Annotated in this window: 11 protein-coding genes; 4 read left to right on the forward strand and 7 right to left on the reverse strand. The window is 60.2% G+C overall.

The features are described 5' to 3' along the window. Positions 1–82: 82 nt before the first annotated feature. On the reverse strand, positions 83–397 hold the full coding sequence (locus OIS53_RS15145) for a hypothetical protein (RefSeq protein ID WP_264679408.1): 315 nt from the start codon (positions 395–397) through the stop codon (positions 83–85). Positions 398–808: 411 nt separating this feature from the next. After that, positions 809–1000: a hypothetical protein gene (locus OIS53_RS15150; RefSeq protein WP_264679409.1), complete on the reverse strand. Its 192-nt coding sequence runs from the start codon at positions 998–1000 to the stop codon at positions 809–811. Between the two features lie 627 nt (positions 1001–1627). Between OIS53_RS15150 and OIS53_RS15155 the strand changes: the two genes are divergently transcribed. Next, positions 1628–2263, forward strand: a complete 636-nt coding sequence (locus OIS53_RS15155; protein ID WP_264679410.1) for an Hsp20/alpha crystallin family protein — start codon at positions 1628–1630, stop codon at positions 2261–2263. 409 nt (positions 2264–2672) lie between these two features. On the opposite strand, the gene OIS53_RS15160 is transcribed toward OIS53_RS15155, so the two are convergent. After that, entirely contained in the window at positions 2673–3098 is a 426-nt protein-coding gene (locus OIS53_RS15160) for a hypothetical protein (RefSeq protein WP_264679411.1), read from the reverse strand. Positions 3099–3305: 207 nt separating this feature from the next. Between OIS53_RS15160 and pta the strand changes: the two genes are divergently transcribed. After that, positions 3306–5393 carry a phosphate acetyltransferase gene (gene pta, locus OIS53_RS15165; protein ID WP_264679412.1) on the forward strand — a complete coding sequence of 696 codons (2088 nt, stop codon included), beginning with the start codon at positions 3306–3308 and terminating at the stop codon, positions 5391–5393. 56 nt (positions 5394–5449) lie between these two features. Here the strand turns inward: pta and OIS53_RS15170 are convergent, their stop codons facing one another. Further along, complete coding sequence (locus tag OIS53_RS15170; RefSeq protein WP_264679413.1) at positions 5450–5776, reverse strand: cupin domain-containing protein; 327 nt, start codon at positions 5774–5776, stop codon at positions 5450–5452. Between the two features lie 172 nt (positions 5777–5948). Between OIS53_RS15170 and OIS53_RS15175 the strand changes: the two genes are divergently transcribed. After that, on the forward strand, positions 5949–6872 hold the full coding sequence (locus OIS53_RS15175) for a DUF808 domain-containing protein (RefSeq protein WP_264679414.1): 924 nt from the start codon (positions 5949–5951) through the stop codon (positions 6870–6872). 55 nt (positions 6873–6927) lie between these two features. Continuing rightward, positions 6928–8133 carry an acetate/propionate family kinase gene (locus tag OIS53_RS15180; protein WP_264679415.1) on the forward strand — a complete coding sequence of 402 codons (1206 nt, stop codon included), beginning with the start codon at positions 6928–6930 and terminating at the stop codon, positions 8131–8133. Positions 8134–8355: 222 nt separating this feature from the next. Here OIS53_RS15180 and OIS53_RS15185 read toward each other — a convergent pair whose 3' ends face one another. The 3 genes from OIS53_RS15185 to OIS53_RS15195 form a co-directional block, all read right to left on the reverse strand. Beyond that, a complete protein-coding gene (locus tag OIS53_RS15185; RefSeq protein WP_264679416.1) occupies positions 8356–9738 on the reverse strand; it encodes a M56 family metallopeptidase in 1383 nt (460 codons plus the stop codon). 59 nt (positions 9739–9797) lie between these two features. Then, positions 9798–10169 (reverse strand): BlaI/MecI/CopY family transcriptional regulator, encoded by a 372-nt coding sequence (locus OIS53_RS15190; RefSeq protein WP_264679417.1) that lies wholly within the window; start codon positions 10167–10169, stop codon positions 9798–9800. Positions 10170–10586: 417 nt separating this feature from the next. After that, positions 10587–12719 (reverse strand): M13 family metallopeptidase, encoded by a 2133-nt coding sequence (locus OIS53_RS15195; protein ID WP_264679418.1) that lies wholly within the window; start codon positions 12717–12719, stop codon positions 10587–10589. Positions 12720–12895: the final 176 nt, after the last annotated feature.

Below are 12895 nucleotides of genomic sequence, written 5' to 3' on the forward strand. Positions count from 1 at the left end.
AAGCCAATGACTTCTGAAACAGCTTCGGCACACACGGAGCCACGATCTGCCGAATCAGCGGACAGATCAGCGGCTTCTATGATTACTGGCGGGGCGGCATCGTGCCCTTGGGTGGGTCAACGGTAATGACGCCTTTGCGGCGCGGCGCGGGGGCCGAGTGCCGGGCCTTCCGGCGGGCTTTGCGGCGGGCGGCGCGGCGGCGGAAGTAGGCAAATGGTCCGCGCCGGCGCCGGCTGTTGCCGCGGTAACGTTTGTAGTTAGGGCGCGGCACTTTTTGGTCACCGATGACGTCGGCTTCGGTGGAGGCCTCGGGCGCTGCGGCTGGGTCGGCCAGGGTCATTTCCGGGTCCAGGAGGGTCAACAGGCCGCACAGCAGCAAGAGTAGGATTTTGAACATAAGAAAGAAGAGAAGAAACGGCTCTTTTCCTACCCGCCTGCAATAAGAAAGCCAAAGCGCCGACAACGCCGGCTACAATCAACATAGCAAGTGAAGTAGCGGACAAATATCCAGCTTTTACTTTGGAAAGCCGCTAGGTTGTTTTGGGTTGATAAGTATTCTTTTTTCCAGAAATAGTTAGTCGATGCCCTTGTTGCCCGCCACGGCCTGCGCGCCAGCAACAGCAAGCCCCGTCACCTGCCCCCACAGCTCCGGCAAGAAGTTGTGGGGGTAGGGACGGGGCTAGTGGCGTAGGAGCTGTTTTGGGCAAAGCTACCGAGTTGGTTGGCCCGTGTAGAGACGCTGCAATAGCTGCGCCAGCCACTTCTCAGCTGGCTGTGGCCGGCTCTGGAAGGTTCAAGGCTGGGGCCACTACTTCTTGGACATGGAGCGCACGGGGGCTCCCACTTTAATATTGGGGTTGCCTTGGCGCTTGTACTGGGCTTTGCGGCGCAGCTTCCAGCGGCGCACGGGTCCCAGCTTCCTGGGTTTATGGCGGCTGTTGCCGCGGTAGCGTTTGTAGTTGGGGCGGCCTTTGCGGTAGTGAGGGCGGCCAACGCGCATGGTGAGGACGGGTTTGGGGCCCGTCTCGTCCGTGGGTAGAAGTGCGGTGGCTTCAGCTGGCTCCAGGAGCGTCAGCAGGCACAAGAATAGGAGAAGTAGATTTTTGAACATACCGGAGATGCACTGAAGCGTGGCACAAAAGGAAAAGAACCGGAAGCGTAAGGTGTTTTCATAGGCAGGTGCAATTGTAGTAACCAATATAAATTGATTTTCTGTCAAATGTTCAAGCACGTTGAAAAACGTAGTCGGTAAACATAAGTTACTTCTGTTTTTGTATAAAATATAGATAAAACTACGGATGAGCTTATTGGCTTATTCAGGGACATTACGCCTGACACAGCTACACCCAGAGAGTAAGGAAGGCCACGGAGAGGCAGTTTGGCAGCGCTTCTAAAAAGGTGGCTTACGGCCAGCTGGCGGAGGGGAATGCAGAAGCGAAGCGGCTGGCGGTTGGTAGCTGCTGACCAGGCAAGTGCTGCGTAAAACCAGCTGTCAGAATCTGCGTCAGCTCAACAAAAACCGCCTCAACAGTACCAAAAACAGCTTTTTTTGTGAATCCTGGTTGGGGACGCTACGTACATACAGGCACCTAATTGCAGTTCCTTTCACTTCAAAACAACCACTCACATGGCTATTCAAAAGTATCAGGACGCATTCTCGGACCTAGCTTCGTCGAGCTTCAGCACCATGCTTGACCGGTTCTTTAACGATTCGTTGGCTTCGCGCGGGCGGGTAAGCAGCTTCTCGCCCCACGTGGATGCGTACGAGACGGAAAAGAGCTACGAAATTGAAGCGGCATTACCCGGCATGAAGCGGGAAGACATCAAGGTGGACTTCCACCAGGGCCGCCTTTCCATTTCCGGGGAGCGGCAGTTTCGCAACGAGCGGAATGACCGGCGCTACCACGTAGTAGAAAGCTCTTTCGGCTCGTTCCAGCGCTCTTTCGTGCTGCCCGACACGGTAGATGCCAGCGGCATTCAAGCCACGTTTGAAGACGGCATGCTGCGCGTGAGCGTACCCAAAGACCAGCAAAAAACCATGCGCCACCAGATTGAGGTACGAGGCGGCCAGAACGGCTCTGTCAACCCCGGCCAGATGTCGGAGCGCGTGGGCCAGCAGGCCACCGATGTTACCGTGCAGCAGGGTGATTCCTCCACCACGAGCGTAAACAGCCCGGATGCCGGCAGCAACCACGACAGAGGAAGCTTTGACCCCGCAACCGAAATGGAAAGCCGGCCCCAAAGCTCGGGAGTAGGCGCATAAGCAGCCCCTGTAATACTGTAGTGAAAAGCCCTTCCTGCACGCAGGAAGGGCTTTTTTAATGAATGAAAATACGCTGACCTGGTCCTGCTGAGCGGGGCCAAAGCACCCCTGCCGAGAGTAGTTACAACTGTGTAAACGAAGCGGGAAAGCTGCTTGCTTCCAGCGAACCTGCGTTTAGCCAGCAAACGCCAGATAAATCAGGATACGGCCACCCAGACAGTCGCCCGCCAGATGGGCTCAGTAGGACGATTATTCGACCTCCTCAGTAGCCTCAGCACCAACCAGGTTCAGGCCAGGTCCGGGGGTGTTTTGGCTTGCAGGGTGGGAAGCGAGGCCAGCGGGTAATGCGTTTGGATGGGCTGGGAAGTAAGGGCGGCTGGCAAGCCGGTGTGCACAGCTCCAGCAGAGCCTAGCGCTGGGCTACCAGCCAGCGCACGGCTTCGCCTTCATCCGTAAACTGATTCAGGGAGCAGTAGTCGCCGTGGGTGTAAGGCAGGGAGGGGAGGGTGTCGTCCTGCACCTGGTCGAGCTGGTAGGGGGCCAGCAGGAAGGCCAGGTACACGTGGGCATGCAGATGCTGGCGCAGCGCCGGGTAAAACTCCTCCGTCAGCCAATGCACGTCGCGGGCGTCTACCTGCACGCGGCGGCGCGAGTCAACCAGCCAGCGGCAGCAACTGTCGCAGGAAGTGGCGGCGTAGCGGAGCAGAGTTTGGTAGCCGGCGCGCAGCTCCGAGGAAGACGTGGGCCGCGTCCAGCGGGCCGCCACCAGGCCCAGGTCGGAGCGGTGGGTGAGGTGCAGAAAGTCGGCGAGGCTGCTGGTAGAGAAGTCAGACATGCAAATAGGGTAAAGAAGCGGGCTACGCGCGCCCAGACGTGTGCCCGATACGGCGGAGGTTGAGTTTGGGTTTGTGCGGGCCTGGGGTGCCGGCTGCGGCCCGCATTTCAGCTTTTGCACCGGGCGCTACGTAAGGAACCGGAACCTGCTACCTTGCACCAGTCGGCTCCCGCGGGGGCGGGCGGCTACAGCTTCGTTGCGACTCGTATGACCAAAACCGTATTCATTGCTTCGGCCGAGCCGCACAGCGGCAAGTCGTTGGTGGCGCTGGGCCTGGTGAACATGCTGCTGGGCCGGGCCCAGAAAGTCGGCTACTTCCGGCCCATTATCAACGAAACCGCCGATGGGCACTCCGACGGCCACATTGACACGGTGGTGCGGCACTTTCAGCTGCCCCTCGACTACGACGCCACCTACGCCTACACCCGGCCCCAGGCCATGCAACTACTGGAGGCCGGCCGCCAGGGCGACATCATCGACACGGTGATTCGCAAGTTCAAAAGCCTGGAAGACACCTACGACTTCACGGTGGTGGAGGGCAGCGACTTTCAGGGCGAGGGCACGGCCTTCGAGTTCGACGCCAACTTGTCGATTGCCAAAAACCTGGGCGCCCCGGTGCTGCTAGTGGTGTCGGGGGCAGGCAAAACCACGGCCCAGCTGGTCAACGCCCTGCTCACGATGTGGCGCAGCGTGGAGGGCCGCGAAATACAGGTGCTGGCCGCCGTGGCTAACCGCGTGGCCCCCGACCAGGTGGCCGACGTGCAGAACCTCTTGCGGGCCCAGCTGCCGCCGGAAATCATCCTGGCCGTGATTCCGGCCGATAAGAACCTGCAAAACCCCACGGTCAGGGAAATCTACGAGCAGGTGGGCGGCAAGGTGCTGTTGGGCGAGCAGCACCTGGGCAACCAGGTCGACCATTTCATTACCGGGGCCATGCAGGTGCCTAACTTCCTGACCCGCCTCGAAGAAAACGTGCTTATCGTGACGCCCGGCGACCGGGGCGACATTGTTATTGCCGCTCAGCAGGCCAACCTCTCGGCCAACTACCCGCGGGTGGCGGGGCTGGTGCTCACCGGCGGCCTGGAGCCCGAAGAGCCCGTGCTGCGCCTGCTCGAAGGCCTCGAAACCGTGGTGCCCGTGCTGGCCGTATCCGCTGGCACCTTTCTCACCACCACCCGCATCGGGGCCATTCAGGCGCTCATCTCCCCCGACAACCCCCGGAGAACCCGCCTCGCCATCGACACCTTCAACCGGTACGTGGACGTGACGGCCTTGCAAGAGCGCATCGTCACGCTGGAGCCCGAAGGCCTGACGCCCCACATGTTTCAGTACCGGCTGCTGCAATGGGCCAAGAGCCAGCGCCGCCACATTGTGCTGCCCGAGGGAAACGACGACCGAATTTTGCGCGCGGCAGCCCGCCTGCTCACCGAAGACGTGGTGGACCTCACCATCCTCGGCGACCCGGCCGCCATCCAGGCCGCCGCCAAGCGCCTGGGCCTCGACCTGGGCCGGGCCCGCCTGCTCGACCCGGTACGCTCGGAGGTCTACCCCGACTACGTGCAGACTCTGTTTGAGCTGCGCCAGCACAAAGGCGTGAACCTGGATATGGCCCGCGACCTGATGACGGACGTGTCTTACTTCGGGTCGATGATGGTGTATAAGGGCCACGCCGACGGCATGGTGTCGGGGGCGGTGCACACGACGCAGCACACCATCCGGCCGGCTCTTCAGTTCATTAAAACGCGGCCGGGCGTGTCGGTGGTGTCGTCGGTGTTCTTCATGTGCCTGCCCGACCGGGTAGCGGTGTTCGGCGACTGTGCCGTGAACCCCAACCCCACGGCCGAGCAGCTGGCCGAAATTGCCATTTCCTCGGCCGAGAGCAGCCAGCGGTTCGGCATCGAGCCCCGCGTGGCCATGCTGTCGTACTCGTCGGGCACCTCCGGCGAGGGCGCCGACGTGGACAAAGTGCGCCAGGCCACCCAGCTCGTGCGCCAGCGCCGCCCCGACCTCAAAGTGGAAGGCCCCATCCAGTACGACGCCGCCGTGGACCCCATTGTGGGCCGCCAGAAGCTGCCTGGCTCCGAAGTGGCCGGCCAGGCCAGCGTCCTCATCTTCCCCGACCTCAACACCGGCAACAACACCTACAAAGCCGTGCAGCGCGAAACCGGGGCCTTGGCTATTGGGCCTATGCTGCAAGGGCTCAATAAACCGGTAAACGACCTAAGCCGCGGCTGCACCGTGGAGGATGTATTCAACACGGTGCTGCTGACGGCTATTCAGGGGCAGGAAACATAGGCCGGGGCATATCAGGGCCTTCAAGTTGTCTGGCGATTCATCGGCTGGTCACCTCATTATGTCTTGGGCGCGCCGGCATTCCAGACCAGAATGGTGCAGCCACTGGGGCTGGTGGCGTTGTGCTCGGTTCCGGGTGGGTAGTACAGGTAGGAGCCGGGGCCGAACGGCCGGCCGTTTTCCACGCCGGGGTCCACGTACACGCCATCTACCACAAACACCTCGTCGGGGGTGGCGTGGGCGTGGTGGGGGTAAGCCCTGCCGGCGCCAATCTTGATAAGCACGCGGTTTTCGCCGGGCTGCGACCGAAGGATGGTGCGTTCTACCTCCTCGCTTACTTGCTCCCACTGCTGGGCGTGGGCTTCCCGGAAATCTACGGTGGTCATGTGGTGGCGGCTTACTGACGAATCGAAAAGTAGTGTTGAAAGGTAGAGGCTGCGCAGCCGCGAGACAACCCTCTTGGCGTTAGTACAGTTCCTTTCGGTAGCTTGCCGCTTGGTAGAAGAGCAAACAAGCAGAACACTCTCTTAAACCAAAAAACAACCACCCAACCCCGCTATGCCTTCCGGACTTTTTGCTTTACTAGATGATGTTTCGGCTTTGGTGAAAGTCAGTGCCGCCAGCTTGGACGATGTGCCGGCGCAGGTAGCCAAAACGACTGGTAAGGTGTCGGGCATCGTGATAGATGATACGGCCGTTACCCCCAAATACGTCGTGGGCCTGGACCCCTCCCGGGAGTTGTCGATTATCTACCAGATTGCCAAAAAATCACTCTTCAACAAGCTGCTCATTTTAACGCCGGCGGCCCTGGTGCTAGGGTACTTCGCACCTTGGGCCATTACGCCTATTCTGATGCTGGGCGGGGCATATTTGTGTTTTGAAGGGTATGAAAAGGTACATTCCCTACTGAGCAAGCACCCTGATGTGCAGCCGGAGAATGAGCAGGTGCAGGCCATTACGCCGGAGGAGCTGGAGCAAGAGCGGGTGGCCGGGGCCGTGCGCACCGATATTATCTTATCGGCCGAAATTATGGCCATTGCCTACAGCCAGGTAACCGGCCAATCGATAGTAAACCAGATACTCGTTATGCTGGCCGTGGCAGTATTCATCACCGTGGCCGTGTACGGCTTTGTGGGCCTGATTGTAAAAGCGGATGATTTTGGTCTGCATCTGGTGGAGAATACGGACAATCCGGCTACTCAGAAATTTGGCCGCGGTATCGTCAAGTTCATGCCGCACTTCCTGCGCATTCTCAGCTACGTGGGCACCGCCGCTATGCTGTGGGTGGGGGCCGAAATCGTGGCCCACGGCATTCCCTTCACCAACCACTTACTGCACGACCTGGAACACGCGCTGGCCTCCCTACCGGCCGTAGCCTGGCTGGCTAAAGTGCTGGCTTGTGGGGTTGGCGGACTGGTGCTGGGTTTTCTGATTGACCAGGTGGTACGACTGGTGAAAAAAGCACGGTCTGGCCAAAAGTGAGGCGGAGAGTGGTTGCACCTTTTGTTGGCTGACTTTTCCATTGCTCTGCCCTCCCATGTACATCTTCATCGTCAACTCCGGCAGCTCCTCTATTAAGTATCAACTATTCCGGTGGCCGGCGCCGGAGCCGGTGTGCAGCGGGCTGGTGGAGCGCTTGGGCCTGCCCGACGCCGTGGTAACGCACAACACCCGCCGCCCCGATGGCACCGAGGCCACCGTGCAGCGCCCCCTGCCCGCCTCCGACCACGAAACCGGCCTGCGCGAAGTAGCCCGTCTGCTCACCGAGCCGGAAGTGGGTGTACTCCGGGACCCGGCCGAGGTAGATGTGGTAGGGCACCGGGTGGTGCACGGGGGCGAGACGTTTGCGGCTACCACGCTCGTCACGCCCGAGGTGAAGGCCGAAATCCGGCGGCTGTTTCCGCTGGTACCTCTGCACAACCCGGCCAACCTGCTCGGCATTGAGGTGGCCGAAAAGACGTTTCCGCGGGCCCGGCAGGTGGCGGTGTTCGATACGGCTTTCCATCAGACCATGCCCGAAAAGGCCTTCCGCTACGCCCTGCCCAACGACTTGTACACCGAGCACGGCATCCGGGCCTACGGTTTCCACGGCACCAGCCACAAGTATGTAGCCGACCAGGCCGCCCGCTACCTGGGTCGCCCCGAGGCTAAGCTTATTACGGTACACCTCGGCAACGGCAGCAGCATCACGGCCGTGGACGGCGGCCGGTCCGTGGACACGAGCATGGGCTTCGGACCGCTGAGCGGGCTGGTGATGGGCACCCGCTCCGGCGACCTGGACCCCTCCATCCTCCTCCACCTGCAGCAGCAGCTCGGCTACACCCCGGAGCAAGTCGGCACCCTGCTCAACAAGCACAGCGGCATGAGTGGCCTCACCGGCCTGAGCGACATGCGCGACATCACCCGTGCCCTCGAAGCCGGCGACCCGCACGCCCGCCTGGCCTATGACCTCTACGCCTACCGCATCCGCAAGTACCTAGGCGCCTACACCGCCGTGCTCAACGGCCTCGACGCCGTGGTATTCACGGCCGGCGTGGGCGAAAACGACGCCCTGGTGCGGGAACTGGTCTGCCAGAACCTCGACTATCTGGGCATCCGCCTCGACCCGGCCCGCAACGCCATCCGCAGCAAAGAGCTGCGCGAAATCAGCCCCGCCGACGCCCGCGTGAAAGTGCTGGTCATTCCTACCAACGAGGAGCTGGAAATAGCCCGGCAATGCGTGGAGTTGCTGGAAAAGGTGTAGCGCGAACTGTGTAGTTCGTGTATCGGCCGGGTCGTTGCACGATTGTCCAGCGACAATTCAGCTTTCCGTCAAGGGTCGTCAGGTGTAGTCTAGCTTGAGAAGTAGAGTAAGGTCGTTGCAATGACCATCGTGCAACGGTGTGCGAAGCGTAAGCTTCGCGCTACAGCAGACGCCCTAATTCTGAAGCAAGAATTAGGGCGTCTGCTGTAGCGTACTATTTTCTTATTCTTTATCCGATTTTGTCATCACATACAGAACACCGTGCTGTGCCTTATTGCCATACTTTGGAGTCGGACCGTCTGATAGTGCAAGACCTGTAACCACCCCGGCTGGTAGAGCCTGTAGCTGTTGCATAGAAGCTTCTTTTTTATCGATTATAATCAAGCGGCCGCCAATTTCTTCATTAGTTAGCGGCTGACCTTGCCGTAGCTTTTCATAAATCTTGCTAGTAGCTGAACGAGACGAATTATGAGATGTATTACCAGCTATATTGTATTTGGCTAGAAAGCTTCGAACCGCTTCTGAATCAAGATTTTTCTTTGTAACAATCAGCAAGATTCCATCATCTAGTTTGCTGCCATAGTCTCGGCGTAAAGCTTCTAAAGCAACACCTTGACCGACCTTATTCCCTTTGAATACGTGTACTATTTCAACAGCATTGGCACTGTCTGAGCTAAACATGAAAGCTTCACCTTCTTTGCGGCCTATTTCCTTGCCATCAAGTATATATGTCAAATTTTGCAAGTCATCCTGTGACTGAGTAATCGAACTAGGCTGCGGCGTTTCGGTGGCTTTGGGGGTGGCGCAGGCCACGGCCAAACCCGCCAGCAAAGCCAGGCCGGCCGCATAACGCAGCAGCTGCCGGGGCGAAGAGGCACGGGAATTCATCATACGAATACGGTTTTTGAGGGTAAGAAAAGAGAAAGGCGAGGCCAGCGCCGAAACCGGCGCCAAGGTGCTGAGCTGCACGAGGCTATATTGATACTGCCGGGCTGGCATGTGACTTTCGCGCAGCACGGCGGCATCGGCAATGAACTCAAGGTTTTCCTGCACGGCCCGCAGTAGGAGCCAGGCCGCCGGGCTCCACCACGCGGCGGCGCGGTGCAGATGAGCCAGCAGCACATCTAAGGTGTGCAGCTGCCGCACGTGTACTCGCTCGTGCAGCAGCACCATGGGTAGCTCAGCCGGGGCGTGGTGGTTAGGGTTGAGGTAGATGCTGCGCCCAAACGAAAACGGGCTGACCTCGCCACTCACCGCCCGAAACTCCGTACCTGCCGCTGCCGCCGGCCGCGACGCCCGGTGCAGGCGCACCAGTGAAGCCAGCTGCACCAGCAGGCGCAACAACAGCACCGCTACACCAATCCAATACAAACCCAGCAGCCACGCTCCGTGATTGGGGCCGGTGGGGGCCGGCGCGGCAGAGGTTACTGCGGCTCTGGCGGCCCAAGTCGGCAGCGGCAGGTGCAGGGCCGAGGTAGCGGCGGGGCGCGGCAGCAAGTAGCTCAGGTCCAGAGCCGGGTACAGGGCCGCGAAGCTCACGGCGGCCAGCAGGTAAAGGCGGTTGAGCTGGTGAAACGTTAGGTGCCGGAGCAGGCCGTAGTACACGCCCAGCAGCAGGAGCAGAGCCAGCTGGGTTTTCAGCAGGTAGAGCAGCAAAGCCGGTATCATGGCTGCGGGGGCGTTTGGTCCTCAATCATGCGCACGATTTCCTTTAGCTCCTCGGCGCTGATTTTCTGCTCTTTGGCGAAAAACGATACCAGCTCTTTGTAGGAGTTGCGGAAATAGTCGCCCACAAACGTGCCCAGGAACCGTTTGCGGTAGTCCTCAGCTGGAATCAAAGGCGTAAAATGGAAGGTGTTGCCCAGCTTCTCGCCGCGCAGGTAGCCTTTGCGCTCCAGGTTGCGCACCGTGGAGGCCAAGGTGGTGTAAGGCGGCCGGGGCTCCGGCAGCAACTCCAGCACGTCTTTGATAAAGCCGCCCCCCAGCTGCCAAAAGGCCCGCATAGCATCTTCTTCGGGTTGAGTTAATCGTTCCATGAGTTAAGTTACGATTGTTTCGTAATACTACGAATATTTCGTAGCAATTGATGTTTGCAGGAGGAATATATTTTTTGTTGTCGCAAAAAAAGGCCGCCTGCACTGCGCAGGCGGCCTGTAACCCCAACTGAGAGTTGGGAAACGTTGGAGTTTCTAGAGCCTAGAGACGAAGAAGTTATCTAAGGCACCTTGGCCCTTCACGCTCTATTAGGCGTCCGCTTGTCGAAGCATCTCGCGTGCTGACGTTGTGCTGGTATTGTCCTGCTGAGCGCAGTCGAAGCATCTCTCCCGCTTCGTTGAACAAGTGTCAAGAATTACCCCCGGTAGAGATGCTTCGACAGGCTCAGCATGACGGTCTTTCCACTTTCTAAACATCTTCAACACCCGGCGCGGCACCGGCCCAGCTGAAAGTTGGGGTTACCAGATGCGGGCCCGCTGGTTTTGGGCGCGCACCATCTTGGCGTCTTCCTTGCAGCCGAAAGCTTCGTAGAACTCCGGCATGTTCATCAGCGGGCCATTGGTGCGGAACTGAGCGGGTGAGTGTGGGTCGGTGAGGACTTGCTGGCGCAGGTACTCAGGACGGGCGTTGGTACGCCAGATTTGGGCCCAGGCCAGGAAGAAGCGCTGTTCCGGCGAGAAGCCGTCGTAGCGGGGGCGGGGCTGGATGCCGTATTTCTTCTGTAGCTGCTTTTGCAGGGCCGAGTAGGCCAGGGCCAAGCCGCCAAAGTCAGCCAGGTTCTCGCCCATGGTCAGCTTGCCGTTCACGTGCACCGAATCCAGGGGCTGAAAGGCCGAATACTGAGCGCCTACCATGTCGGCGCGTTTCGTGAATTCGGCCGCGTCTTCTTTGGTCCACCAGTCGCGCAGGTTGCCCTCGGCGTCCGACTGCCGGCCCCGGTCGTCGAAGCCGTGAGTGATTTCGTGGCCGATGACGGCGCCCATGCCGCCGTAGTTTACCGCGTCGTCGGCCTTGGGGTCGAAGAAGGGGGGCTGCATGATGCCAGCTGGAAACACGATTTCATTCAGCGAAGAGTTGTAGTAGGCATTCACCGTCGGCGGGGTCATGCCCCACACGGCCCGGTCGATGGGCTTGCCGTAGCGTTGCAGGTTGTCTTTGGACTCCCATTCGCGGGCCGCCAGCAGGTTTTTCAAGTACGATTCGCGGGTGATTTGCAGAGCCGAGTAGTCCTTCCACTTGTCGGGGTAGCCGATTTTGACGGTGAAGGCGTTGAGCTTCTTCAGGGCCTCCTGCTTGGTGGCCGGGCTCATCCACTCCAGGGCCTGGATATGCTCACCCATGGCTTCCTTGATGTTGGCCACCATTTCCAGGGCTTTCACCTTGGTGTCGGGGGTAAATGCCTTGTCTACGTACAGCTGCCCGAAGGCTTCGCCCAACGCCGCGTCGGTGGCGCGCAGCATGCGCTTCCAGCGAGGCTGCTGCTGCTTGGCCCCGGTAAGGACCTGTTGAAACCGAAACGACTCATCCACATAGGCCTTGGGCAGCGCCGACGACACGGAGTTCACCAGGTGCGCCCGCAGGTAGGTTTTCCAGTCGGCCAGCGGCTCTTGTTGCAGGGCAGCGCTGGCTTCTTTCAGAAACTCCGGCTGGCCCACAATCACCTCCTTAGCCGAACCCAGGCCCAGGGCCGGCAGCAGGGTGGGCAGGCCCAGGTTAGGGAACTGCTGGGTGGCCTCGGCCACGGTCATTTTGTTGTAGTTAGCGTACGGGTCGCGCAGGGCCACGCGGTCCTTGCTGGCTTTGGCCAGGCGGGTTTCCAGGCGCAGCACCGTAGCGGCGTTTTTCTGGGCCGCGGCCTCCGAGTCGCCGAGCAGCTTGAAGGTGTTCACCAGGTAGGTCTGGTAGGCCGACCGGATGGCCTTAGAGCGGGCGTCGTCCTTGAGGTAGTAGTCCCGGTCGGGGAGGGTGAGGCCGCCCTGGCTGAGGTAGAGGGCGTACTGGGTGCTGTTCTTGCGGTCCTGGTTTACGCCCATGCCAAACACGGAGCGGGTTTGCAGGCGTTGGGCCCGCACCAGCTCGCGCTGCATGCCTTTCAGGTCCCGGATGGCCTGGATGCGGGCCAGCTCCGGCTGCAAATACTTCAGCCCGGCTTTCTCGATGGCCGCCGAGTCCATGGCCGAGGCGTAAAAGTCGCCCACCTTTTGCAGGTTGGAGCCTTTGGTGGCCGAGCGGTTGGCAGCCGCTTCCTCCAGAATACTGCGCATCACGGCCTCGTTCTGGTTAATCAGGGTGTTCCAGGAGCTCCACCGCGACTCGGCGGCCGGAATCGGGTTGTTCTTGAGCCAAGTACCCGACGCATACTGAAAGAAGTCGTCGCAGGGCGACACCGATTTGTCGATGTTGCTGGGGTCGAGGCCCACGCCCGGCAGCACCGGCCCGGCCGGCGCGGCGGTGGTCGTTGTGGCGGAAGCCGTGGCCGCGGGCGTGTCGGTAGCGGCCGAGGTAGCGGCCGGGGTGCTGGAAGCGCAGCCCGCCAGGGCTAGAGCGGCGGCAGTTCCCAGGGAGAGCAGGAAGGTGTGGCGAAGGGTCATGGGTGGGTATGGAATGTAGGTTGTGGAAGAACTTCTGATTTGTCTGTCAGTTCGGGCGTCTTTAGCCCGCAGAGGACGCAGAGATTTGCGCAGAAGGCGCAGAGTTGTTCTGGCAGGATAAGGTCCTTGGCTTCGCCTTCCTCTGGTTCGCAAGCTCAGGATGGCAGGTCGTTTCC

Source organism: Hymenobacter sp. YIM 151500-1, assembly GCF_025979885.1.
Lineage (GTDB): Bacteria > Bacteroidota > Bacteroidia > Cytophagales > Hymenobacteraceae > Hymenobacter.